Below are 24542 nucleotides of genomic sequence, written 5' to 3'. Positions count from 1 at the left end.
CGTCGGGCCGGGACCGGATGACACCCGGCCCGTTCGGGGGCGGTCCCCCGAACGGGTCATGATTCCTTGCGAGGTGGTCGCCCCCGGGATGCACTGCCCCCATGAGCACCGACCAGCCGCCGCCCGGCCAGCCGCCCGAGGAGGACCCGTTCCTCAAGAGGCCGCAGGAGCCCCCGCAGCCCTCCGCCGGCCAGCCACCGCCTGACGGAACGCCCCCGTCGGGAACGCCTCCGCCCGGACCGCCCCCGCCCGGACCGCCCCCGGGCGGCCCGCCTCCCGGTGGGCCCCCGCCCGGGAACCCCTACGGCTCCCCGTCGGGCTCCCCGTACGACAACATGCCGCCGCCCCCGCCTCCGTACGAAAGCGGCTACGGCGGTGGGTACGGCGGGACCGATCCGCTCTCCGGGATGCCGCCGCTCGCCGAGTCCGGCAAGCGCATCGTGGCCCGCATCATCGACTGGTTGATCGTCGCCGTGCCGCTGGCGATCATCGGCATCCCGTTCGACATCTACGAGCGGGCGACGCGGGACGGCAACGACTTCGGCGACACGGTCAACAGCCTCAACGGCGGCAGCCAGCTGGTCTTCCAGCTCATCACGATCGTTGCGTACGTCGCCTACGACACGGTGATGGTGGCGAAGGGCGGCCAGACGCTCGGCAAGAAGCTGTTCAAGCTCCGTGTCGCGATGCTCAACGACGGCTCGACGCCCCCGATGAGCCAGTCGCTGCTGCGCGCCGTCGTGCTGTGGCTGCCCGCGCTGATCTGCTGCGCCTGCCTGTGGCCGCTGCTCCTGCTGATCCTCATCCTGGTCGACAAGCCCTACAAGCAGGGCCTGCACGACAAGGCGGCGAAGACGGTGGTCGTCACCGCGCAGTAGAAGAACTCAGTAGCGGTGGTCCCGCAGGAATCCGTCCGGTACGAGTACGGACGAAGCGTCACGAACCGATCCGGGTATCGGCACCCGCACCCACGCGCGGGGCCGGTATCCGGATCTCTTCGTTCCCGAGGGCTGCGGGAGCGGCCGGAGCAGGCGGCGCGGAGGTCTTGACGGGCCTCGTCCGTACCGGCATCGTCACCGCCACGAGCACGCCGAGCAGCAGGCCCGCGGCGCAGATCACCGCGATCCCGAGGGTCGTCGTCGTACGGGAGAGCAACAGCAGGGCGACGGTCGCGAGGACGACGGTGGCCGAACCGTAGGCGAGTTGTGCGGCGTTCGGTCGCTGCATGACAGGTACCGCCCCCTCAGGACATCGGTTCGACTCTATGTCGGTGGATGCCCGGAGGGAACCAGTGGTAAGCGTGACCTAACCCACCGTGCCGGTGCACGGGGGGCGCACGGAGTCACGCGACCCCTGAGCGCCGGCGGCAATGCGCCTGCGGGGTGACCGATTATCGGAATTCCGCACCCGCATAGTGCAGTTGGTATGTGCAAGTCAAGATCTGTCTTTTCTGACGCCACTCCGGTCAAATGTCGTCACTTGTGACGCGCGACCCCCGCCGGCCGGACTCCCCACCTCGGTCCGGGTGCGTGGGCGCCGGGGAGGACTACATCAAGTGACCAACAGACGACGGGCGATCAGAGCGTCCGCAGTCGTCGTGGCGCTCGCGGCCACCGCCGCCACCGCCTCGACTTTCTCCACCGCCTGGGCCGACAGCAACGGAAACGTGTCGCCGGCCGGCATCCAGACCGTCGACAAGACGACGGTCGACCACGACCTCGACGGTCCGTTCAGCAAGCAGCAGGAGCAGCAGCGCAAGGCTGCCCTGGAGCAGGTGCTGAACGGCGAGGCCAAGGTCGAGAGCCGCGGCGGCTCGAAGGTCGTCAAGCTCGACAGCAAGAAGTACGTCGAGCTGGGCCGCGAGAAGACCGACAAGATCTTCACGATCCTCGTCGAGTTCGGCGACAAGGTGGACAACACCACCCTCGTCGACCGTGAGGACGACGACACGACCGAGCTGAAGCCGAAGTACGGCGGCGAGCCCGGCCCCCTGCACAACGCCATAGCCAAGCCGGACCGTGCGAACGACAACTCCACGGCCTGGCAGGCGGACTTCAACCAGAAGCACTTCCAGGACCTGTACTTCGGTACCGGCAAGGACGCCAAGGGGCAGCCCAAGCAGTCCCTGAAGACCTACTACGAGAAGACCTCGTCCGGCCGTTACTCGGTCGACGGCACGGTCTCCGACTGGGTCAAGGTCGAGTACAACGAGGCCCGTTACGGCTCGAACTGGTGCGGCGACACCAACTGCTCCAACGTCTGGGACACCGTCCGTGACGGCGTCACCGCCTGGGCCGCCGCCCAGAAGGCCGCCGGCAAGACCGACGCCCAGATCAAGGCCGAGCTGGCGCAGTACGACCAGTGGGACCGCTACGACTTCGACGCCGACGGCAACTTCAACGAGCCCGACGGCTACATCGACCACTTCCAGATCGTCCACGCGGGCGAGGACGAGTCGGCCGGTGGCGGTGCCGAAGGCACCAACGCGCTGTGGGCCCACCGCTGGTACGCGTACGGCACCAACGCGGGCAAGACCGGCCCGGCCAACAACAAGTCCGGTGGCACGCAGATCGGCGACACCGGCATCTGGGTCGGCGACTACACGATGCAGCCGGAGAACGGCGGCCTCGGCGTCTTCGCGCACGAGTACGGCCACGACCTCGGTCTGCCGGACCACTACGACACCTCGGGCGGCGAGAACTCGACCGGGTTCTGGACCCTGATGTCGTCCGGTTCCTGGCTCGGCCAGGGCAAGGACGCGATCGGCGACCTGCCCGGCGACATGACCGCCTGGGACAAGCTCCAGCTCGGCTGGCTGAACTACGCCAAGGTCAACGACTGGCAGCGTGGCACCAAGACCACCCACAAGCTGGGCGTCTCGGAGTACAACACCGAGAACCCGCAGGCGCTCGTCGTCGAGCTGCCGAAGAAGTCCGTCCCCACCGATGTCGTGGCCCCCGCCGAGGGTGCCACCCAGTGGTGGAGCAACATGGGCGACGACCTCAAGAACACCCTGACCCGTCCGGTCGACCTGACCGGCAAGTCCTCGGCCTCCCTGGAGCTCCAGGGCTGGTGGGACATCGAGAAGGGGTACGACTTCCTCTACGCCGAGGTCTCGACCGACGGCGGCGCCAACTGGACCGCCCTCGACGGCACCGCCGACGGCGTGGCGCTCCCGCGCGACGCGGCCGGCTCCCCGTCGCTGACGGACGTCTCCGGCGCGCACAAGAAGCTCGTCTACGGCCTCGACGCCTACGCGGGCAAGAAGTTCGACCTCCGCTTCCGCTACCAGACGGACGGCGGCGCGGGCGGCAAGGGCTTCACCGCCGACGCCATCACCCTCGCCGCGGACGGTGCCACCGTCTTCTCGGACAACGCCGAGAACGGTGACAACGGCTGGGTCTCGAAGGGCTTCTCGCGGATCGCGAAGGGCTTCAGCAAGGACTACGAGCAGTACTACATCGCGGAGAACCGCCAGTACGTCTCGTACGACGCGACCCTCAAGGTCGGCCCGTACAACTTCGGTTTCACGGGTGACAAGTCCAGCTGGGTCGAGCACTACCCGTACCAGAACGGTCTGCTCATCTGGAAGTGGGACCTGTCCCAGAAGGACAACAACACCTCGAAGCACCCGGGCGTGGGTCGGGTCCTCCCGATCGACGCGCACCCGAGCCCGCTGAAGTGGTCCGACGGCACCCTGATGCGCAACCGCGTCCAGGCGTACGACTCGCCGTTCAGCCTCTCCCGCACGGACGGTTTCCAGCTCCACAAGGCCGGCGTCGGCACCTGGGTCCCGTCCCAGGCCGGCAACCCGACCTTCGACGACCGCAAGGGCACCTACTGGTACCCGGAGACCGAGCGGGCCGGTGTGAAGGTAACTGACACCAACACCAAGATCCAGGTCGTCAAGGAGCCGAAGAACGGCCAGACGATCACGGTCCAGGTTGGCCCGTCGACCAAGTAGTCGATAAAGCTGCAGGTCAAAGCATGATCGGCCGTCGCCCCCTAGCGGGCGGCGGCCGATCGTGTTTAGGTGCGTCTGACCGCAGTTCTTATTGACATCTGATCCACGGGGGAGTGGTTCCGCATGCCCAACGGAGGGTTCTGCAAGCTGCCGGGCGGCAGCGTGGTCGTCGCGATAGGGCTGCCCAGCCCGGCCCGCGACGGCGCCTCGGTCCGCTTCCTGGTCCACGCCGCCAACCGTGCCCGCGCCCTGACCCGGCTGCGGAACCTCGGCCTGCGCGCGGTCTACCTCCGCGGCAATTCCGAGCCGCCCACACCGGACGAGATCACGGCCGTCCTGCACCACCCCGACGGCCTGCTCTGGAGATCCGCCCCGGGCGCCGCCCAAGAGCTCTGGCACCCGGTCCGCACGCTCCCGAAGGAGCCCGCGGCGTAGAGCTCTCGAAGGAGCCCGCGGCGTAGGCCACCGCCCCCGCCGCCGCCGTCACACCACCGGCTCGCCCGTCAGCTCGACGCCGGCCGTCCGGAGCTCCTCCAGGGCCTTCGCCGTCGTCGCCTTCGCGACCCCGGCCGTCAGCTCCAGCAGCACATGGGTCCGGAAGCCCTCCCGCGCCGCGTCCAGGGCCGTCGCCCGGACGCAGTGGTCGGTGGCGATGCCGACCACGTCGACCTCGGTGACGTCCCGCTCCCGGAGCCACTCCGCGAGCGTCAGCCCGTTCTCGTCAAGACCCTCGAAGCCGCTGTACGCCGCGTCGTAGGCGCCCTTGTCGAAGACCGAGTCGATCGCCCCGCTGGCGACGGCGGGCGCGAAGTTCGGGTGGAAGCCGACGCCCTCCGTGCCGGCCACGCAGTGCACCGGCCAGGAGGTCACGTAATCCGGCTCCTCGCCCTCCGGGGCGAAGTGCGCGCCCGGGTCGACGTGGTGGTCGCGGGTGGCCACGACGAACCGGTAGGAGCTGCCCGCCGTCTGGCCGACCAGGTCGGTGATGGCGGCGGCGACGTCCGCGCCGCCCGTCACCGCGAGGCTGCCGCCCTCACAGAAGTCGTTCTGAACGTCCACAACGATCAATGCGCGGTGCATGGCGGGTGTCCTTAGCGCGTCGGATAGGGGTGGGATCGAGCCTAGAGACTTCCCCCTCCCCGGGGGAGGGGCAAGCCCTCAAGGCTTCCTAGACATACTCCGTAGGCAGCACAGGCTCGCCGCGCGAGAGCTGGATCGCCGACATCGGCAGTCCGGCGCGGGCCGCGATGTGCCGGGACCTGGCGGCCTCCAGCGGCTCCCTGGCCACCACCTCGCCGCCCTTGACCAGCTCGACCAGGAGCTGGTGGTCCATGAGCTCCGGCGGGACCGGTCCCGTGCCCACGACCTCGGTCTCGGCGACCCCGGTCGCGTCGGGCCGGCGGGCCGCCCACTTGCGCCCGCCGACGGAGGCCTTGCCGCCCATGGACTTCTTCGCGACCGGCACCAGGGGGGCCTTCGGGTCGGCCGAGCGGGCCCGGGCGACCAGCTTGTAGACCATGGAGCAGGTCGGGTGGCCGCTGCCGGTGACCAGCTGCGTGCCCACCCCGTACGCGTCGACCGGCGCCGCCGCGAGCGAGGCGATGGCGTACTCGTCGAGGTCCGAGGTGACGACGATCTTCGTGTCCCGCGCGCCCAGCTCGTCGAGCTGCTGCCGCACCCGGTGGGCGACGAGCAGCAGGTCGCCCGAGTCGATGCGGACGGCGCCCAGCTCTGGCCCCGCCACCTCGACGGCGGTACGGACGGCCTCGGTCACGTCGTAGGTGTCGACGAGCAGGGTCGTACCCCGTCCGAGGGTCTCGACCTGCGCCTGGAAGGCGTCCCGCTCGCTGTCGTGGAGCAGGGTGAAGGCGTGCGCGGAGGTGCCGACGGTCGGGATGCCGTAGCGGAAGCCGGCCGCGAGGTCCGACGTGGAGTCGAAACCGCCGACGTACGCGGCGCGGGAGGCGGCGACGGCCGCCAGCTCGTGGGTGCGCCGGGCGCCCATCTCGATGAGGCGGCGCCCGCCGGCCGCGGCCGACATGCGGGAGGCGGCGGCCGCGATGGCCGAGTCGTGGTTGAGGATCGAGAGGATCACCGTCTCCAGGAGCACGCACTCGGCGAAGGACCCCTCGACGCGCAGGACGGGCGAGCCGGGGAAGTACACCTCGCCCTCGGGGTAGCCCCAGATGTCCCCGGAGAAGCGGTATCCGGCCAGCCAGTCGAGGGTCGGCTCGTCGACGATGCCGCGCTCGCGCAGGAAGCCCAGCACGGCCGGGTCGAAACGGAAGTTCTCGACGGCGTCCAGGACCCGGCCGACGCCCGCGAGGACGCCGTAGCGGCGCCCCTCGGGCAGTCGCCGGGTGAAGACCTCGAAGACCGAGTGCCGGTCGGCGGTGCCGGCCCGGAGGGCCGCCTGGAGCATGGTCAGCTCGTACTGATCGGTGAAGAGCGCGGTCGACGGCACGTCCACCGGAAGCCCAAGGTCCGCAGCGTTCATGTCAGCGATGCTAGCGCAGAAATCGTCAGAGTGACGAATAGGGGTGTCGGGTCGTGTCGGATCGTGGGCTGAGCGGGCGGTTCGTCCATGCGACGCGGGGTGACCCGTTTGTGCGTCGGAGCCCTCGGGGTGGCAGCATGGGGTGAGTGAGCGTCGCGCCTATTGAGATCGAACGTACGGAATCGGCCGAGGAGGTCTCCGCGGTCGTCGAACCGGACGTGCCCTGGGTGACCCTCGTGCACAACGATCCGGTCAACCTGATGAGCTATGTGACCTACGTCTTCCAGTCGTACTTCGGATACTCCAAGGGCAAGGCGCACAAACTGATGCTCGACGTGCACGAGAAGGGGAAGGCGGTCGTCTCCGCCGGCACCCGCGAGGAGATGGAACGGGACGTGCAGGCGATGCACGGCTACGGTCTCTGGGCGACCCTCTCGCAGGACCGCTTCTGATGGCCGGCCATTTCGAAGCCCTGCCCGGCGGCGGTGCGGCCGTCGCGCTCGACGAGGTCGAGATCTCCATCCTCCGCTCCCTCTCCGTCCAGCTGATGGAGCTGATCGGCCCCGGCGACGAGCCCGCGGCCGACGCCGACCCGCTGGCCGCGCTCTTCGCCGAGGGTCCGAGCGAGCCCCCGTCCGACCCCGCCCTCCGGCGCCTCTTCCCCGACGCGTACGGGGACGACAGCGAGGAGCTGCGGGCCTCCGCCGCCGACTTCCGCCGCTACACGGAGAACGACCTGCGGGCCCGCAAGCGCCAGGACGCCCTCGTCGTCGTGCGCGCCCTGGACGCGCTCTCCGGCGAATCGGCGGGCGAGGGCGGGGCGGTCCTGAAGCTCGGCCCGGACGAGTCCCGGGCCTGGCTCGGCGCGCTCAACGACCTCCGGCTGACCATAGGGACCCGTCTGGAGGTCACGGACGAGGAGAGCGAGCAGCTGTACCGGCTGCCGGACTCCGACCCGCGCAAGCCGATGGTCATGGCGTACCTCTGGCTGGGCGCCCTCCAGGAGTCCCTCGTCGAGACCCTGATGTCGTAGCGCCACCGCGGAGGCACGCGGTGTTCGCTCAGCGGACGCTCAAATCCGGATAACGAATGCGTTATCAGGGCGTCCGCCTTTGCCGTGTTGAGTCCTTTTCGTCCGCCTTTTTATGTGGTCCGCGCCACACGCAGCTCCGTCGATCACGTCCCACCCCGTGATAAATCTTCACGACCACTCGGGGACGCCACCCATGACCCCGAGGGCGCTTTGGCCGGCTGACCGCCGGTAGCACTCCATCCACATCCGGGGGGATCAGGATCTGATCCGCGGCAGACGCACTCGCAGTCGCGCGGATCAGCATGGAGAAAGGCGCACCACCATGACCTCAGTGCAGGTCGACAAGCAGCACGACGGCAATGAGGCCCAGGACTCCGCATCGGGCGAGGGTTACCACCGGGCACTCGGCGCCCGCCAGATCCAGATGATCGCGATCGGCGGCGCCATCGGCACCGGACTGTTCCTCGGTGCGGGCAAGGGCATCTCCATCGCGGGACCCAGCCTGATCCTCGCGTACGCCGCCGCGGGCCTCGTCATCTTCTTCATCATGCGGGCGCTCGGCGAGCTCCTCATGTACCGCCCGGTCTCGGGCTCCTTCTCCGAGTACGCACGGGAGTTCATCGGTCCGTTCGCGGGCTTCGCGACCGGCTGGACGTACTGGCTCTTCTGGGTCGTCACCGGCATCACCGAGGTCACCGCCGCCGCGACCTACATGACGTACTGGTGGGATATCCCCCAGTGGCTCTCCGCCCTCGTCTTCACCGTGATCCTCTACGGCGCCAACCTGATCTCCGTGAAGCTCTTCGGTGAGCTGGAGTTCTGGTTCTCCATGGTCAAGGTCACCGCGATCGTCGGCATGATCCTGATCTGCGCCGGCATCCTCACCCTCGGCTTCTCCGACGCCGGCGACACCGCCTCCGTCACCCACCTGTGGGACCTCGGCGGCTTCTTCGCCGGCAAGGACGGCATCTTCTCGACCCTGATGACCCTCCAGATGGTCATGTTCGCGTTCCTCGCGGTCGAGCTCGTCGGCGTCACCGCCGGCGAGTCCAAGGACCCGAAGACGGTCCTGCCCAAGGCGATCAACACCGTCCCGTGGCGCATCGCGGTCTTCTACGTCGGCGCGCTGATCATGATCCTGTCGGTCGTCCCGTGGACCGAGTTCAAGCCGGGCGTCAGCCCCTTCGTCGCAGCCTTCGAGAAGATGGGCCTCGGCGTCGGTGCCGCCATCGTCAACTTCGTCGTCCTGACCGCGGCCCTGTCGTCCTGCAACTCGGGCATGTACTCCACCGGCCGCATGCTGCGCGACCTCGCGCTCAACGGCCAGGGCCCGAAGGCCTTCACCAAGCTGACCAAGTCCGGCACCCCGCTGATCGGCACCACGGTCTCGGCCGCGCTCATGATGGTCGGCGTCTGGATCAACTACCAGTGGCCCGGCGAGGCGTTCAACTACGTCGTCTCCTTCGCCACCATCTCCGGCATGTGGGCCTGGATCGTCATCCTGATCTGCCAGATCCGCTACCGGATCAAGGCCGACAGGGGCGAGCTGCCGCAGTCGCCGTTCAAGGCGCCCGGCGGCATCTGGTTCAGCGTCTTCTCGCTCGCCTTCATCGCCATGGTCGTCGTGACCATGGGCATGGACGAGGGCAACCGGGTCGCGCTGTACGGCGCGCCGGTGTGGGGCCTGCTCCTTGCCGTCTCGTACCTGGTCCTCAAGGCCCGCAACCCCGAGGGCGCGGCCTTCGCCAAGCGCTCCTGACAGGCTCCTGTCCAGCATCCGGGCCSTCCCGTACCACTCCTCGGTACGGGACGGCCCGTCTGCTTATCCTGTCGGCATGCTGACCATCACCCGGGCCCTGTACGACCAGATCGTGGAACACTCCCGCGCGGACCACCCCGACGAGGCCTGCGGCGTGGTCGCGGGCCCGGCCGGCAGCGGCCGCCCCGAGCGCTTCATCCCGATGCTGAACGCCGCCCGCTCGCCCACCTTCTACGAGTTCGACTCCGCGGACCTGCTCAAGCTCTACCGCGACATGGACGACCGGGACGAGGAGCCCGTGATCGTCTACCACTCGCACACCGCCACCGAGGCCTACCCGTCCCGCACGGACATCTCGTACGCGAACGAGCCGCAGGCCCACTACGTCCTCGTCTCCACCGCCGACACCGACGGCGCGGGCCCCTTCCAGTTCCGCTCCTTCACGATCGTCGAGGGCGTCGTGACCGAGGAGGACGTCGAGATCGTCGAGGCCTACGCGTAGGACTCTCCCGACCTCGTCGTCGTACGGAAGCGCGCCAGGTAGGCGGAGGGCGTCACCCCGAAATGCCGGGCGAACGCCCTCCGCAGGCTCTCGTCACTGCCGAGCCCGCTCCGCGCCGCCGCCCCCGTCACGCTCGCCCCGCCCTCCAGCAGCATCCGCGCCGCCTCCACCCGTACGCGCTCCACGTACGCCGCCGGGGTCGCCCCGATCTGCTCCCGGAAGAGCCGCGCCAGGTGCCGGGCGCTGACCCCGGCCCGCCGGGCGAGCGCCGTCGCACTGTGATCCGCCGCCGGGTCGGCCACCACCGCGTCCAGGAGCGGGCGGACCACCGGATGTCCGGTCGGGGGAGTGCGCGAGGCCGCCGAGAACTGCGACTGCCCGCCCGGCCGCTGGAGGAAGACCACCAGGTCCCGCGCCACGGCCCTGGCCGCCTCCGGCCCCCGGTCCTCCTCCACCAGGGCCAGGCACAGGTCGATCCCGGCCGTCACCCCCGCCGAGCTCCACACCTCGCCGTCCCGCACGTGGATCGCGTCGGCGGTCACCTCCACGTCCGGATGGCGCCGGGCGAGCTCCGCCGCGTGCTCCCAGTGCGTCGTCGCCCGCCGCCCGGCGAGCAGCCCCGCCGCCCCGAGCGCGAACGCGCCCGTGCAGACCGACGCCACCCGCCCCGAGCGCGCCGCCAGCGCCGCGACCGTCGGCGCCGCCGCCGTACAGAGGTCCACGTCCACCGCCCCCGGCACGATCAGCGTGTCCGCGCCGGACACCTCCCCGGCCGCGAGGTCGGCGCCGATCCGCAGCCCGCACGCGGTGCGGACGTCCCGCCCGCCGGGCGAGCACACCCGTACCCCGTAGCCTGCTCCCGCCGTGGAGAACACCTCAAGGGGAGCGGAGACGTCGAGCAGCCGGACGCCGTCGAAGGCGAGCACGAGCACGGAGTGAAGAGCCATGTGTCCGATTCTGTGGGATGCCTGTCCGTGAGGACATGGCGAGGGTGCGGGCCCGGCGGCGAGGCTGGTCCGCATGAACCCCTTCGCGCTGGTCCCCGACAGCAAGCTCGCCACCGCCGCCACCGAACTCGTCCGCGACACGGCGAGCGAGCTCGTCTACCACCACTCCCGCCGCGTCTACTTCTTCGGCGCCCTCCAGGGCCGGGCCCGGGGCCTCGCCTTCGACCCCGAACTCCTCTACGTCGGCGCGATGTTCCACGACCTCGGCCTCGGCGAGGCCCACCGGGCCAGCGGCCGCCGCTTCGAGGTCGACGGCGCCGAGGAGGCCGCCGCCTTCCTCCGCGCGCAGGGCGCCGACGAGGACGCCGTCCGCCGCGTCTGGACCGCGATCGCCCTCCACACCACCCCCGGGATCCCGGAGTTCATGGAGCCCGAGATCGCGCTCGTCACCGCCGGCGTCGAGTACGACGTCCTCGGCATCGGCTACGACGACCCCGCCGCCGTCACCCCCGAGGACCGGGCCGCGATCGTCGCCGCCCACCCCCGCCCCGGCTTCAAGACCCGCATCCTGGAGGCCTTCGCCGAGGGCATCGCGCCGAAGCCCGACACCGCCTTCGGGAACGTGAAGGCCGACGTCCTGCGCCACTACGTCCCCGGCTTCACGCCCGGCGACTTCGTGACCACCATCCGCGAGTCGTCCTGGCCCGAGTGAGAGACTGGCCGGGACCAACGGGCGGCAGGAGCCAGGAAGCCGGTGTGAATCCGGCACGGTCCCGCCACTGTGACCGGCGCCCTCGGGCGCCGGGAGCCAGGAACTGACCTGCCGCCTCCCACCACCGATCGGGGACGTGGAAATCCCCGGAGGAGGCATCCCGTCATGACCAGGCCCAGCCGTGCCCGCGCCCTGCTGCCCGCGCTCGCCCTCGTCCCGCTCCTCGCCGCCTGCTCGGCCCCCGCGGAGCAGCCCTCCGCGGCGAAGCCCGCGCCGGGATTCCCGTACAGCGTCGACAACTGCGGTGTGAAGAGCACCTACCAGGCCCCGCCGAAGCGCGTGGTCACCATGAACCAGCACGTCACCGAGGTGATGCTCGCCCTCGGCCTGGAGAAGTCGCTCGTCGGCACCGCCTACCTCGACGACGCGGCCCTCCCCGCGTACAAGAAGGCCTACGACTCCGTCCCCGTCCTCGCGAAGGAGTACCCCTCCAAGGAGGCCCTCCTCGCCGCGAACCCCGACTTCGTGTACGGCGGTTACGCCTCCGCCTTCGACGCCAAGGACGGCCGCGGCCGCGACGACCTCAAGCGCTCCGGCATCGGCAGCCGCCTCAACATCGAGTACTGCCCGTCCGGTTCGCCCACCGTCGACGACCTCTACCGCGAAGTCCGCGAGATCGGGCGGACGTTCGGCGTCCCCGACCGGGCAGAGACCTGGATCCGCGAGGCGCGCACGACCGTCACCGCCACGGAGAAGCGCCTCAAGGGCACCCCGCCGGTCTCCGTCTTCGTCTACGACAGCGGCGACAAGACCGCGTTCACGGCGGGCGGCAAGGGCATCGGCAACGAGCTCATCACCCGGGCCGGCGGCCGGAACGTCTTCGCCGACCTCGACAAGAGCTTCGGCGACGCCACCTGGGAGCAGGTCGTCGACCGGCGGCCCGACGTCATCGTCATCTACGACTACGGCTCCACCACCGTCGAGCAGAAGAAGAAGCGGCTCCTCGACGACCCGGCGCTCAAGGACGTGCCCGCGATCAAGAACCGCCGGTTCGCAGTCATGCCGCTCTCCGACACCGTCCTCGGCGTCCGGGTCCCGGCCGCCGTCGACAAGCTCGCCGCCCAGCTCCACCCGGCCACGTCCCGGGCGGCCACGTCCCAGCCGGCCACGTCCCAGCCGGCCCGGTGACCGCGGTCCTCGAACGGTCGGGGACTCCGGAACACACTCCGGAAGGGACCTCGGCCGAGAAGCGCGCGCCGGCCGCCGGGACGTCGCGGTACGTCCTCGTCGTCGCCGGACTCGTCCTGGCCCTGGCTCTCGCCGGGCTCGCCTCCCTCGCCCTCGGCTCCGTCCGCATCCCGCCCGGCCAGGTGCTCGACGCCCTGACCGGGCGGGCGGGCCCCTCCCCGTACCGCACGATCGTGCTCGACGTCCGGCTGCCCAGGGTCCTGCTCGGCGTCGTCGTCGGCGCAGGGCTCGCCGTCGTCGGCGCCGTCCTCCAGGCCCTCGTCAACAACCGGCTCGCCGACCCCTTCCTCCTCGGGATCTCCTCCGGCGCCTCCGCCGGAGCCGTCCTCGTCCTCGTCCTCGGCGTCGGGGGAGGGGTCACGACCACCATCGCCCTGCCCGGCGGGGCCTTCGCCGGCGCCCTCCTCGCCCTCGTCCTCGTCTACGGGCTCGCGCGCCGCGGCGGGACCATGACCGGCCCCCGGCTCGTCCTCGCCGGAGTCGCCGTCTCGTACATCCTCTCCGCCCTCACCACCCTGATCCTGGCCGCCGCCGGCCGGCCCGAGCACTTCCGTGAGGCGCTGTACTGGTCCCTCGGCGGCCTCGGCAGCGCCCGCTGGGACACCCTCGTCCTGCCCGTCACCGTCCTGGCCCTCGGCATCGGCCTCCTGCTCACCCTCTCCCGCCCGCTCGACCTGCTCCTCGTCGGCGAGGAGGGCGCCACCGTCCTCGGCCTCGACACCGCCCGCTTCCGCGCCGCCGTCTTCGTCCTCGTCTCCCTCGTCACCGCCGTCATGGTCGCGGCCAGCGGCGCCGTCGGCTTCATCGGACTCATGGCCCCGCACGCCGCCCGGCTCGCCGTCGGCGCCCCGCACCGCCGCCTCCTGCCCGTCGCCGCGCTGGGCGGTGCGGTCGCCCTGGTCCTCGCCGACCTCGCCGCCCGGACCGTCACCGCGCCCCAGGACCTCCCCGTCGGCGTCCTCACCGCGCTCATCGGCGGCCCGTTCTTCCTCTGGCTCATGCGCCGCCGCCCCGAAGGCACACCGCTGTGACCTCACGGCTCACCGAAGGAGCACTCCCGTGACCGAACTGCGGCTGCACGGACTCTCGTACGAGGACCGCCTCCGCTCCGTCGACCTCACCGTCGGCCCCGGCGAGACCGTCGGCCTCATCGGCCCCAACGGCAGCGGCAAGACCACCCTCCTGCGCTGCGTCTACGGCACCCTCGCCCCCACCGCCGGACGGGCCACGCTCGACGGCGACGACCTCCACGCCCTCGGCCCCAAGGCCCGCGCCCGCCGCGTCGCCACCGTCCCGCAGGACAGCGCCACCGAGTTCGAGCTCACCGTCCGCGAGCTCGTCGCCCTCGGCCGCTCCCCGCACAAACGGTTCTGGGAGGGCGACACCGGCGCCGACCGGGAGCGCGCCGGGGCCGCCCTCGCCCGCGTCGGCCTCACGGAGCTCGCCGACCGCGCGTACCCCACCCTCTCCGGAGGCGAACGCCAGCGCGCCCTCGTCGCCCGCGCCCTCGTCCAGGACCCGGCTCTCCTCGTCCTCGACGAGCCCACCAACCACCTGGACATCCGCCACCAGCTCGACGTCCTCCGCCTCGTCCGCGAGCTGGGCACCACGAACCTGCTCGCCCTGCACGACCTCAACCTCGCGGGGGCGTACTGCGACCGCCTCTACGTCCTGGAGCAGGGCCGGGTCGTCACCGGCGGCACCCCCGCCGAGGTCCTCACCCCCGCCCTCCTCGACGCCGTCTACGGGGTCGACGCCGAGGTCATCCCGCATCCCAGGACCGGCAGCCCCACCGTCGTCTACCTGCACGGTCCGGCAGTCGGTCAGAAACTATCCACCATGTGAGATCACATTCCGGAACCCGGACCGGGAATCGATACGATGAGCCCATGGTTTCCCACGACGTGAGCGAAGAGACTCCGGGCACACCCCTGCTCGTGGCACGCCTGCACGTCGACCTGTGCCGCCTCTCCAGCGCGATGTGTACGTACCGCGCTGCGCTCTGAGCGACCCACGCGACATCGAGCGCACTCCCGTACGACCCCCTCTCCGCGCGGGGGCCCCCGCCACGCGCCGATCACGCCACTTCCGACAGGAGCCCACGTCATGGCCATCGAGGTCCGCATCCCGACCATCCTCCGCACCTACACCGACGGCGAGAAGGCCGTCCAGGGCAGCGGCGACACCCTCGCCCACCTCTTCGCCGACCTGGAGTCCCGCCACACCGGCATCGAGGCCCGCATCGTCGACGGCGGCAAGCTCCGCCGCTTCGTCAACGTCTACCTGAACGACGAGGACGTCCGCTTCCTCGACGGCATCGACACCAAGCTCACCGACGGCGACAGCGTCACGATCCTGCCGGCCGTCGCCGGCGGCATGGTCTGATCCACATGCGCTACGACTCCTCGCTGGCGGCGGTCGGCAACACGCCGCTGGTCCGCCTCCCCCGGCTCTCGCCCTCGGACTCCGTCCGCATCTGGGCGAAGCTGGAGGACCGCAACCCGACCGGCTCGGTCAAGGACCGCCCCGCGCTCCACATGATCGAGCAGGCGGAGAAGGACGGCCGGCTCACGCCCGGCTGCACCATCCTGGAGCCGACCAGCGGCAACACCGGCATCTCCCTCGCCATGGCCGCCAAGCTCAAGGGCTACCGCATCGTCTGCGTCATGCCCGAGAACACCAGCGAGGAGCGCCGCCAGCTGCTCGCCATGTGGGGCGCGGAGATCGTCTCGTCCCCCGCGGCGGGCGGATCGAACACGGCGGTGCGCGTCGCCAAGGAGATCGCCGCCGAGAACCCGTCCTGGGTGATGCTGTACCAGTACGGCAACCCGGACAACGCGGGCGCCCACTACGCCACCACGGGCCCCGAGATCCTCGCCGACCTCCCCTCGATCACCCACTTCGTCGCCGGCCTCGGCACGACGGGCACGCTCATGGGCGTCGGCCGCTACCTGCGCGAGCACAAGCCCGACGTCAAGATCGTCGCCGCGGAACCGCGCTACGACGACCTCGTCTACGGCCTGCGCAACCTGGACGAGGGCTTCGTACCCGAGCTGTACGACGCCTCCGTCCTCACCACCCGCTTCTCGGTCGGCTCCGCGGACGCGGTCACCCGCACCCGCGAACTCCTCCAGCAGGAGGGCATCTTCGCGGGCGTCTCCACGGGCGCCGCCCTGCACGCGGCCATCGGCGTCGGCAACAAGGCGGTCAAGGCCGGCGAAAGCGCCGACATCGCCTTCGTCGTCGCCGACGGCGGCTGGAAGTACCTGTCGACCGGCCTCTACACGGCCGCGACGACGGAAGAGGCGATCGAAACGGTCCAGGGCCAGCTCTGGGCCTGAGCCCGCAAGGCTCCCTCAGCGCGGGAGCGCCGCACGGCCCCCTCGACGCGGGAGCGCCGCTACGGCCCCCTCGACGCGGGAGCCCTCACGGCGCCCTCAGCGCGCCAGATGGCGGACCTGGTCCCATACGACCGGGTCCGCCGTTCCCACTTTCCGGCGGAAGTCCGCCACCGGAACGTCCCGCAGCTCGTCCGTCTCCAGGAAGCTCGGCCGCCCCTGAGCGTCGCCCACCGCCCCCGGCGGCAGCGCGATCACGCCCGGCCGTTCGTCGTGGTACTTGCTGGTGATCTTGGCGACGAGCGCACTGTCGCCCCGCAGCGAGAGCACCAGACACGGCCGGTCCTTCGAACCGGGACCGTCCTCGAAGGGCACGTCCGCCCACCAGATCTCGCCCGCCCGCGGCAACCGCGACGGCGCCTTCCGCGGCCCGGCCGGCCGGGCCGGCGGGCGGGTCCGCTCCGGCGCGCGGCTCCGCCCCGGGGGCCGCCGGCCGACGGGCTTCCGCGCGGAACGCTTCTGCCCACCGGCGACCACCACGACCAGCGCGATCACCACGACCGCGACCAGCGCGGGCCACCATGACGTGTCCATACCTCAAGACGGTACCGGCGCGTGGCTCACTCCGCCGTGACGCCCCGCCATCCATCCGAACCGGTGACAGAGCCCGTGAGTTCGCCCACAACGGGCCGCCGCAAAGGAGCGACAGGCCCGGGTGCGCCTTACGCTCGACAGACCGCACAGCCTCCCCCTCCCTCAGCGCGCTTTCCGCACCCGTCCACGGAGGTTCACGCTCCATGAAGCTCACCGTCGTCGGTTGCTCCGGGTCGTTCCCGTCCGCGGATTCGGCCTGTTCGAGCTACCTCGTCGAGGCCGACGGCTTCCGGTTGCTCCTCGACATGGGCAACGGCGCCCTCGGCGAGCTGCAACGACACATCGGTCTGTACGACCTCGACGCGATCTTCCTCAGTCATCTGCACGCGGACCACTGCATCGACATGTGCGGCTACTTCGTCGCCCGCTACTACCGGCACGAGGGCGGACGCTGCGACGCGATCCCCGTCTACGCGCCGGAGGGCGCCGAGCAGCGGCTGACCACGGCGTACGCGGACACCCCCTCGCCCACCGCGATGGGCGAGGTCTTCGACTTCCACACGCTGAAGTCGGCCTCCTTCGAGATCGGCCCCTTCACGGTCCGCACGGAGAAGGTCTGCCACCCGGTCGAGGCGTACGGCATCCGCGTCGAGCACGGCGGCCGTTCGCTCACGTACTCCGGCGACACCGGGGTCTGCGACGCGCTGCACGAGCTCGCCGAGGGCACCGACCTCTTCCTCTGCGAGGCCTCCTTCACGCACGGCAAGGAGGACATCCCGGCGCTCCACCTCAACGGCCGCGAGGCCGGGGCGCAGGCGACCCGGGCCGATGTGGGCCGGCTGGTCCTCACCCACATCCCGCCGTGGACGGACGGCGAGCAGAACCTGGCGGACGCGCGCGCGGTGTACACGGGCCCGTCGGAGCTGGCGAGGCCCGGCGCGGTCTACGAGATCTGAGGAAGGTCCCGCCAGCTCGGCAGCCGGTCCGCGAGAGATTCCACGGTGGCCGTCGTGAGCGATCCGGCCTGGCGGGACCGGGCTTCGCCCAACAACACGGGCACCTCGTCGTAGCGGCCGCAGGTCAGTGCCAGCAGGGCCTGGAGGTCGTAGCTGCGGCCCACCAGCTGCCGATGGTCCGGCAGCTGGTGCCGGCTTCCCTCGGAGAGCTCGTCCAGCAGTCGCGAGGAGCGGTTGAGCAGGGCACTGAACTCGGCGAACGTCCGGTAGTACGAGGCTTCGAGGAGGCGTCCCCGCGCGTGCAGGAGAGGCGTGAGCTCCCCGATCTCACGGCCGCCGCCGAACCCCAGGGCCAGCTCGCACTGGAGGACCAGACTGTCGGTCCAGCGCTCCGCCTCGTAGTCGGACAGAGGAACCCGGTCGTACAGGGCGTGTGCTTCCCGGAGCCTCCGGAACAGTGCGAGGGCTTCGTCGGGACCGGGCTGACGACCCACGAGGCCGTCGCGCACCGCGTAGAAGTGCCACTTCGGATTCGACGGCTCCTCCGCCAGACACACCTCGACGAGCCGTGCGTACTTCTCCCGTTTGCCCCTGCGCGTGATCACCTCCGGCTCGTAGCCGGTGTGGTGGAAGACCACGTCCACCTCGACGGACGGAGGCTGGGCGCCGTGTGCGTCGTACAGCCGCTCGTGGAGACGCCCCTTGAACCGCAGGGCCGAGTCGGAGCGGACGACCCGCCGGGTGTTCGTATGGCATTCCCGACTCGTGTCGAGAATGCGAGGGGACACCACCAGGTCGGCACCGGGCAGGACGTGGTCCAGAGCCGACAGGACTGCCCGCAGCCGCCCCCTGCTCTCCGCCGACAGGGTTTCGTCCGCGTCCACATGGGCGAGCCAGCCGCCGGCGCGGGCGTGCCCGAACGCGGCGTTGCGCTGTGCCGCGAAGTCGTCGGTCCACGCACGGGTGACGTGTTCCACATGGGCGACGGCGGACCTCGCGGTGCCCAAGGTCGAGTCCTGGGACTCGGCGTCGACGAGGAGCATGCGGTCGCAGTCATCGGTCAGGGCGCGCAGACACGCACCGATCACCTGCTCCTCGTCGTGTGTCAGTACGACGGCGGTGACGGCGCCTGCCCGGTCCGGCCGATAGGAGCCGGCGAGCTCGCCGTACGAGCCGGCCGGGACGTCCAGCGCGAGCAGTTCCGGGGCGGCCGCGCGGACGAGCCGCAGATCCCGGCCCAGCGCGGTCGCCGGGCCGGAATCCTCGGCCCAGGCCTGATCGAGGACATCGGCGAACTTCATGCGGGTTCCTTCGTCAGGGCGGCACGGTCGGGGGCGCTGTCCAGGCGCATGGTCAGGTCGCACCGCAGGTCGTCGACCTCTCGGTGAGCCACCAGGACGCGAGTGGCTCCCGTCGTGGCCAGGGAGTCCCAGATCCGGACGAAGGCGTCCTGGTCGATGCCGCTGAAGCTTTCGTCGAACAGGAAGACGTCGGGGCGGATCAACACCGCGCGTGCCAGCGCGAGCTTCTGCAGCTGGCCTCGGGACAGGCGGGTCCCGTCCTCCCGCAGGACCTCGTCGTAGCCCTTGTCCAGGGAGTCGACGACGGATGTCGCATGGGCCAAGGCGCAAGCCTGATCGACTTCGTCCTGGGAGTAGTGCGCTCCCAGCGTCAGGTTCTCCCGGACGGTCGCGTTGACGATCATCGGGATCTCGGGCAGATAGAGGACCTTGCGATGGACGGTGTCGGGATCGAGGCTTTCGAGCGGCACACCACCGAGGAAGACCGTCCCGTCGTCCGCCGTGTGCAGGCCTGCCAGGAGCTTCAGGAGAGTGCTCTTTCCCGAGGCGTTGTCCCCTGCCAGATGCACCGAGCGCCCGGCGGGGACGGTCACGGAGACGTCTTCGATGACGCGGCGCGCAGCGCCAGGGTACGAGAACGTCAGGCCTCGCGCCGAGAGGGCGGAGGGCGTTCCGTGCGGGAGGTCCGGCTGTGCGGGCGCGCCGCCCGTACGTGCGTGGGCGCCCGTGGGAGACGGGAGGATGACGGGCTCACGCTGGGTCATGATGTCCCGATAGCGGCCGATCGCGGCGGAGCTCCGCTGGAGCGTGGTCTGCAGGGTGGAGATGTTCACCAGTGAGGTGAGGAAGTACCCGGACAGCGAGATGAAGCTGAGGACCTGCCCCAGCGAGATCCGGCCGCTCTGGGCCTGGAGGAGGCCGATCCAGGTCACGGTGACGGCGAAGCAGCCGTGGGTCACCAGCCGGATCGTGGCGGAGAGGTTGTCGAGGCGCCCGAGTCTCGTCTCGGATTCGATACGCCGTGACAAAGCGTCGGAGATCCGCCGGGCCGCGAAATCACGCTTTCCATGAGAGATCACGACCTCGTGGTGATTGAGGACGTTGATCAGTTCGGATTTGAGCGTGGCGTCACGCTGCAATGCTTCCTCGGACGTCTCCCGAATTCCGCGATAGAGACTCCACGAGGCTAGGACCGTGATGAATGCGGAACTCATGAGGATGCCGAAGAGGGGCAGGCTCGACCAAGCGAGGTAGCTGCCGACGATGAGCACGATGGCCATGTCCACCGACACGCCGATCGTGGTGGAAGTCAGAAGCGTCTGTATTCCCTGGACGTCATCGAGCCGACTTGCCAGGTCTCCGGTTCTACGGCCCGAGTAGAAGCGGACCGGTAGACGGAGGAGTTTCTCCACGTAGCGCTCGGACAGGTTCTTCTGTACGCGCTGCCCGAATCTGACGATGATGAGCCCGCGTATGTATTGGAGAGCTCCGGCGGCCAGGACCATTCCCACGAACGCAAGGGAGGTCAGCGTGAGGGCGCTGATGCTGTCCGACTGCAGGAATCCGTCGACGGACACCTGGAGATATATGCTGCTGGAGATCGAAAGCGCGGCCACGAGGAGCGTCAGAGCGATGACCCCGGTGATTGTCCGCCGGTTCTCGCGGACCTCGTTCACGAAGACGCTCTGCTTCCAGGAATGCCTGAAGCGCCCCCATCGGCTGACGTTGGTCGAGGGGGTCTCGGAGACGAGGGTCTCACCGGAGAAGGTCTGCGACAGCTCGTCGGCGGTCACGGTCCTCGGCCGGTAGAACCATGGGTCGCTGATGACGAAGTCGCCGTTGGGCAGGGCTTCTTGGACGACGACGAAGTGAGAGAGTCCCTCGTCCGACGTCAGGGCGATGGCAGGTCCTGCCAGCGTGACAGCCTGGTGCAGCTCGTTCACGGTCAGGCGGAAGGCCTGGGAGGTGACGCCGTAGTCGTCGAGCACCTGCTGGAGCCGGAAAAGGCTCGCACCGCCTTCGCCGAGCCCCACGGATTCCCGAAGAATCGCGGAGTCCACGTGCACTCCGTGTCTCCGCAGGACAGTGCGCACGCAGGCTGGGCCGCAGTCCGTATCACCTTCCTGATGCGTGTGATAGGCCTGCCATTTCATCTTGCGCCCCCTGGGATGCGGATCGGCGGCGCCTCGGATTCCGGGATTCCTTCCCGGAGTGGAGGCGCCGCCGCTCTTAGACTGCTGTCAGGTGATTCCTGGCAGCGTTATCTGCTACCGGCACTCACGGTTGTAGATGCCCATGTAGTCCGTGTAGCTGCCGCCACAGCCGTAACCCATCATGTTGGCCTGGGCGTTGGCCCAGATCGCGGCGCACTGGGCCTTGGAGAGGCGGCCGCCGGAAACGGCGTCGGTCTCGCTGTCGGACATGGTCGTGAAGTTCATCTCGCGCAGCGTGGAGAGGCTCATGTGCTTCTCTTTCCTGGTCGTGACGGGCTGGTCCTGCCCATCGGGATGGTGCGCCGAGCGGTTCCCCCGGCTCGATTGGTCTAATCCTATGGAGGGAGGAAGGAATGTACGTGATCTTGTCCGTGAGTTTGTCAGGTTGCTCCGGTGTCAATTTCCGGGCCGTGAATCCGGCATGCACCCCGAAAAGAAAGTCGGCCTCCAGGACCACGATCAGGTCCTGAAGGCCGACGTTTCGTCAGGCGAGAGGGCTCACGCCTTGGTGAGGTCCTCGAGCTCCTCCTCGGGCTCGCGGCCCGGGGTGGCGAGGTTGAACTTGGTGATCGCGAAGCGGAAGACCACGTAGTAGATCGCCGCGAAGACCAGGCCGATCGGGATGATCAGCCAGGGCTTGGAGGCGTACGTCCAGTTCAGGAAGTAGTCCAGCGCACCGGCGGAGAAGGTGAAGCCGTGGTGCACGCCGAGGGCCGAGGTGATGACCATCGAGGCGGCGGTGAGCACCGCGTGGATCACGTACAGCAGCGGCGCGAGGAACATGAACGCGAACTCGATGGGCTCGGTGATGCCCGTGACGAACGAGGTCAGGGCGAGCGAGAACATCATGCCGCCGACGACCTTGCGGCGCTCGGGGCGGGCGGCGTGGGTGATCGCCAGGGCGACGGCCGGCAGGGCGAACATCATGATCGGGAAGAACCCGGACATGAACTGACCGGCGGACGGGTCACCGTGGAAGAAGCGGGGCAGGTCGCCGTGCCAGACGGCGCCGGTGGAGTCGGTGAAGGTGCCGATCTCCTGCCAGGCGACGGTGTTCACGAACTGGTGCATGCCGACCGGGAGCAGACCACGGTTGATGGCGCCGAAGATGCCGGAGCCGAGGGCGCCGAGGCTGGTCATCCAGTTGCCGAAGTCGGTGATGAGGTTGCCGACGGGCTCCCAGAGGAGACCGAAGAGAACACCCATGATGGTGCCGACGAAGGCCATGAGGATCGGGACGAGACGGCGGCCGTTGAAGAAGCCGAGCCAGTCGACCAGCTTGGTGCGGTGGAACCGCTGCCAGACGACGGCGCCGAGCAGGCCCATGATGATGCCGCCGAAGACCTTGGGGTCGTTGTACGTCGCGGCGACGTCGACACCCTTGTTCGCGGTCGTGTTGACGACGGCCTCGCTGACCGGGAACGCCTTGAGGACGCTCGAGTAGACGAGGAAGCCGACGAGGGCGGCGAGGGCGGTGGAGCCGTCGGCCTTCTTGGCGAAGCCGATCGCGATGCCGACGCAGAACAGCAGCGGCATGTTGGCGAAGACCGCATCTCCGGCGGAGGCGAAGACCGTGGCGACCTTGCCCCAGCCGAGGCCTTCGGCGCCGAAGACGTCGGGCTGGCCGAGACGGAGCAAGATACCCGCGGCCGGCAGAACGGCGATCGGCAGCTGCAGGCTGCGACCGACCTTCTGCAGGCCCTGGAACAGGCCGGATCCGCGCTTCTTCGCGGGAGCGGCGGCCTGGGCGGTGGCCGTACTCATCAACTTCCTCCAGTAAGGCAAGGCGCCGCCAGGGAGTGAACACGGGGGGAGGCGACATCTCGTGGAACGCGGTGGTCTGGACCGCGTGGTCTACACCAATCAGTGGTGTAGACCAGTTTTAGCACGTGAGACTTAGATAAGGAACCTGCGAATTTTGTGTGCTCAGCCATAGCCGGAAATGCACGACATAAGGCCCCCGGACTGTCAGGTCCAGGGGCCTTCTGTGGGGCTTACGAGGGGGTCAAAAGCCCCGAATCGGTCAGGCTCTCCAGGGTGACCGCAGCACTACTTGACGTTCTCCCGCTCCATCTCGTCACCGACCTCGTCCGGCTCACGGCCCGGCGTCTGCAGGTTGAACTTGGTGATCGCGAACCGGAAGATCGCGTAGTACACGACCGCGAAGGCGAGGCCGATCGGAATGATCAGCCACGGTTTCGTCGCGAGACCCCAGTTGATCACGTAGTCGATCAGACCGGCCGAGAAGCTGAAGCCGTCCTTCACGCCGAACGCCCATGTCACCGCCATCGAGACACCGGTGAGCACCGCGTGGATCGCGTACAGCACCGGCGCGATGAAGAGGAACGAGTACTCCAGCGGCTCGGTGATACCGGTGACGAACGAGGTCAGCGCCACCGAGAGCATCATGCCGCCGATCTCCTTGCGGCGATGCGGCTTCGCGCAATGGGTGATCGCGAGCGCAGCCGCCGGCAGGGCGAACATCATGATCGGGAAGAAACCCGTCAGGAACTGGCCGGCGTTCGGGTCGCCCGCCAGGAACATCGGGATGTCGCCATGGACCACCGTGCCGTCCGGCTTCTCGTACGTGCCGAACTGGAACCAGATGGGCACGTTCAGGAACTGGTGCAGGCCGATGACGAGCAGCGCACGGTTCGCCACACCGAAGATCCCGGAACCCCAGGAGCCGAGGCCGACCAGCCAGTCGCTGAAGTTCTCCAGGGCGTCACCGATCGGCGGCCAGACCCACAGGCAGAGCGAGGCGAACACGATCGCCACGAACGTCATGATGATCGGGACGAGACGGCGGCCGTTGAAGAAGCCCAGCCAGTCGACCAGCTTCGTCCGGTGGTACCGCTGCCACAGGTACGCGGTCAGCAGACCCATGACGATGCCACCGAAGACACCGGGGTTCTGGTACGTGTAGGCGCCGAAGGCCTCATCGGGCGCCAGGCAGCCACCGCCGATGTCCCTCGTACCCGGCGGGCAGTCCTTCGGGAACTGACGCAGGACCGTGTAGTAGACGAGGAAGCCGACGACGGCCGCGAGCGCGGTCGATCCGTCCGACTTCTTCGCCATGCCGATGGCGACACCGACGCAGAACAGCAGCGGCAGGCCGAGGTTGCCGTCGAGCAGGGCGCCGCCCGCGCCCGCCATCACCGCGGCGACCTTGTCCCAGCCGAGCCCCTCCGCACCGAAGACGTCCGGCTGCCCCAGCCGGTTGATGATGCCCGCGGCCGGCAGCACGGCGATGGGGAGCTGAAGGCTGCGCCCCATCTTCTGAAGCCCCTGGAAGAGCCCGCCCCACAGGGACTTCTGCGGCCGCGCCGCGGCGCTGTCCGTACTCATCGGCGTCCTCCCTGCCCGGAACAAGCCGGGTCCGCTTCTCGTTGCACACTGGTGTAGACCAGTTGCGATAGGCTCCGGGAGCCCGCTGAGGACAGGCCGCCGGTGATCGTCATCATTCGGCAGAACGGCG

Annotated in this window: 25 protein-coding genes and 1 riboswitch; of the genes, 15 read left to right on the top strand and 10 right to left on the bottom strand. The window is 69.5% G+C overall.

Annotated features, from left to right (window positions below):
- Window positions 1–101 precede the first annotated feature (101 nt).
- Complete coding sequence (locus ASC82_RS29190) at window positions 102–878, top strand: RDD family protein (RefSeq protein WP_079038998.1); 777 nt, start codon at window positions 102–104, stop codon at window positions 876–878.
- A gap of 58 nt (window positions 879–936) precedes the next feature.
- On the opposite strand, the gene ASC82_RS03355 is transcribed toward ASC82_RS29190, so the two are convergent.
- A complete protein-coding gene (locus ASC82_RS03355; RefSeq protein WP_056641117.1) occupies window positions 937–1227 on the bottom strand; it encodes a hypothetical protein in 291 nt (96 codons plus the stop codon).
- Window positions 1228–1555: 328 nt separating this feature from the next.
- Between ASC82_RS03355 and ASC82_RS03350 the strand changes: the two genes are divergently transcribed.
- The gene (locus ASC82_RS03350; protein ID WP_056641114.1) at window positions 1556–3964 is read left to right on the top strand and encodes an immune inhibitor A domain-containing protein; all 2409 of its coding nucleotides are present in this window, start codon (window positions 1556–1558) and stop codon (window positions 3962–3964) included.
- A 123-nt stretch (window positions 3965–4087) separates the two neighbouring features.
- Entirely contained in the window at window positions 4088–4399 is a 312-nt protein-coding gene (locus ASC82_RS03345) for a hypothetical protein (protein WP_024756391.1), read from the top strand.
- A gap of 48 nt (window positions 4400–4447) precedes the next feature.
- Here the strand turns inward: ASC82_RS03345 and ASC82_RS03340 are convergent, their stop codons facing one another.
- Together ASC82_RS03340 and ASC82_RS03335 are read right to left on the bottom strand one after the other, a co-directional pair.
- Window positions 4448–5044, bottom strand: coding sequence for an isochorismatase family protein (locus tag ASC82_RS03340; RefSeq protein WP_056641111.1), 597 nt, complete (start codon window positions 5042–5044; stop codon window positions 4448–4450).
- 88 nt (window positions 5045–5132) lie between these two features.
- Window positions 5133–6461, bottom strand: a complete 1329-nt coding sequence (locus tag ASC82_RS03335) for a nicotinate phosphoribosyltransferase (protein WP_056641108.1) — start codon at window positions 6459–6461, stop codon at window positions 5133–5135.
- A gap of 146 nt (window positions 6462–6607) precedes the next feature.
- Here ASC82_RS03335 and clpS point away from each other — a divergent pair, with 146 nt between their 5' ends.
- The 4 genes from clpS (at window position 6608) to ASC82_RS03315 (ending at window position 9755) form a co-directional block, all read left to right on the top strand.
- Window positions 6608–6913: an ATP-dependent Clp protease adapter ClpS gene (gene clpS, locus ASC82_RS03330; RefSeq protein ID WP_024756388.1), complete on the top strand. Its 306-nt coding sequence runs from the start codon at window positions 6608–6610 to the stop codon at window positions 6911–6913.
- Window positions 6913–7494 carry a DUF2017 domain-containing protein gene (locus tag ASC82_RS03325; RefSeq protein ID WP_056641106.1) on the top strand — a complete coding sequence of 194 codons (582 nt, stop codon included), beginning with the start codon at window positions 6913–6915 and terminating at the stop codon, window positions 7492–7494. Before clpS ends, ASC82_RS03325 begins: the two co-directional genes overlap by 1 nt.
- Window positions 7495–7816: 322 nt before the next feature.
- Complete coding sequence (locus ASC82_RS03320; RefSeq protein WP_056641102.1) at window positions 7817–9253, top strand: amino acid permease; 1437 nt, start codon at window positions 7817–7819, stop codon at window positions 9251–9253.
- Between the two features lie 76 nt (window positions 9254–9329).
- A complete protein-coding gene (locus tag ASC82_RS03315; protein ID WP_056641099.1) occupies window positions 9330–9755 on the top strand; it encodes a M67 family metallopeptidase in 426 nt (141 codons plus the stop codon).
- Here the strand turns inward: ASC82_RS03315 and ASC82_RS03310 are convergent.
- Window positions 9746–10702, bottom strand: a complete 957-nt coding sequence (locus tag ASC82_RS03310) for a DJ-1/PfpI family protein (protein WP_056641095.1) — start codon at window positions 10700–10702, stop codon at window positions 9746–9748. The genes ASC82_RS03315 and ASC82_RS03310 overlap by 10 nt on opposite strands.
- Window positions 10703–10775: 73 nt before the next feature.
- On the opposite strand from ASC82_RS03310, the gene ASC82_RS03305 reads away from it, so the two are divergent.
- The 7 genes from ASC82_RS03305 to ASC82_RS03280 all read left to right on the top strand — a co-directional run bounded on the left by ASC82_RS03305 (window position 10776) and on the right by ASC82_RS03280 (window position 16003).
- Window positions 10776–11414 (top strand): HD domain-containing protein, encoded by a 639-nt coding sequence (locus tag ASC82_RS03305; RefSeq protein ID WP_056641093.1) that lies wholly within the window; start codon window positions 10776–10778, stop codon window positions 11412–11414.
- 32 nt (window positions 11415–11446) lie between these two features.
- Window positions 11447–11520, top strand: a riboswitch (cobalamin riboswitch).
- A 59-nt stretch (window positions 11521–11579) separates the two neighbouring features.
- A complete protein-coding gene (locus ASC82_RS03300) occupies window positions 11580–12602 on the top strand; it encodes an ABC transporter substrate-binding protein (RefSeq protein ID WP_056641090.1) in 1023 nt (340 codons plus the stop codon).
- A gap of 116 nt (window positions 12603–12718) precedes the next feature.
- Window positions 12719–13693, top strand: coding sequence for an iron ABC transporter permease (locus ASC82_RS03295; protein ID WP_056641542.1), 975 nt, complete (start codon window positions 12719–12721; stop codon window positions 13691–13693).
- Between the two features lie 28 nt (window positions 13694–13721).
- Window positions 13722–14507 carry an ABC transporter ATP-binding protein gene (locus tag ASC82_RS03290; protein WP_056641087.1) on the top strand — a complete coding sequence of 262 codons (786 nt, stop codon included), beginning with the start codon at window positions 13722–13724 and terminating at the stop codon, window positions 14505–14507.
- Window positions 14508–14551: 44 nt separating this feature from the next.
- Window positions 14552–14668 carry a putative leader peptide gene (locus ASC82_RS31440; protein WP_312846890.1) on the top strand — a complete coding sequence of 39 codons (117 nt, stop codon included), beginning with the start codon at window positions 14552–14554 and terminating at the stop codon, window positions 14666–14668.
- 100 nt (window positions 14669–14768) lie between these two features.
- Window positions 14769–15047, top strand: coding sequence for a MoaD/ThiS family protein (locus ASC82_RS03285; RefSeq protein WP_056641084.1), 279 nt, complete (start codon window positions 14769–14771; stop codon window positions 15045–15047).
- Between the two features lie 5 nt (window positions 15048–15052).
- On the top strand, window positions 15053–16003 hold the full coding sequence (locus ASC82_RS03280; protein ID WP_024756378.1) for a cysteine synthase: 951 nt from the start codon (window positions 15053–15055) through the stop codon (window positions 16001–16003).
- A gap of 96 nt (window positions 16004–16099) precedes the next feature.
- Here the strand turns inward: ASC82_RS03280 and ASC82_RS03275 are convergent, their stop codons facing one another.
- A complete protein-coding gene (locus ASC82_RS03275) occupies window positions 16100–16594 on the bottom strand; it encodes a type II toxin-antitoxin system PemK/MazF family toxin (RefSeq protein ID WP_056641081.1) in 495 nt (164 codons plus the stop codon).
- A 203-nt stretch (window positions 16595–16797) separates the two neighbouring features.
- Here ASC82_RS03275 and ASC82_RS03270 point away from each other — a divergent pair, with 203 nt between their 5' ends.
- Window positions 16798–17550, top strand: a complete 753-nt coding sequence (locus ASC82_RS03270) for an MBL fold metallo-hydrolase (RefSeq protein ID WP_056641079.1) — start codon at window positions 16798–16800, stop codon at window positions 17548–17550.
- Here ASC82_RS03270 and ASC82_RS03265 read toward each other — a convergent pair.
- The 5 genes from ASC82_RS03265 to ASC82_RS03245 form a co-directional block, all read right to left on the bottom strand.
- Entirely contained in the window at window positions 17538–18851 is a 1314-nt protein-coding gene (locus tag ASC82_RS03265; RefSeq protein ID WP_056641076.1) for a glycosyltransferase, read from the bottom strand. The two genes, ASC82_RS03270 and ASC82_RS03265, sit on opposite strands and share 13 nt — an antisense overlap.
- Entirely contained in the window at window positions 18848–21004 is a 2157-nt protein-coding gene (locus ASC82_RS03260; protein WP_079038996.1) for a peptidase domain-containing ABC transporter, read from the bottom strand. Before ASC82_RS03260 ends, ASC82_RS03265 begins: the two co-directional genes overlap by 4 nt.
- A 114-nt stretch (window positions 21005–21118) precedes the next feature.
- Window positions 21119–21313, bottom strand: coding sequence for a hypothetical protein (locus ASC82_RS03255; RefSeq protein WP_056641071.1), 195 nt, complete (start codon window positions 21311–21313; stop codon window positions 21119–21121).
- Window positions 21314–21562: 249 nt separating this feature from the next.
- Window positions 21563–22828 carry a PTS transporter subunit EIIC gene (locus ASC82_RS03250; RefSeq protein ID WP_056641069.1) on the bottom strand — a complete coding sequence of 422 codons (1266 nt, stop codon included), beginning with the start codon at window positions 22826–22828 and terminating at the stop codon, window positions 21563–21565.
- Between the two features lie 285 nt (window positions 22829–23113).
- Window positions 23114–24412, bottom strand: coding sequence for a PTS transporter subunit EIIC (locus tag ASC82_RS03245; protein WP_056641066.1), 1299 nt, complete (start codon window positions 24410–24412; stop codon window positions 23114–23116).
- Between the last annotated feature and the right edge of the window lie 130 nt (window positions 24413–24542).

The organism is Streptomyces sp. Root431 (assembly GCF_001426585.1).
Lineage (GTDB): Bacteria > Actinomycetota > Actinomycetes > Streptomycetales > Streptomycetaceae > Streptomyces > Streptomyces stackebrandtii.
This window is presented reverse-complemented; position numbering and strand designations above follow the sequence as displayed.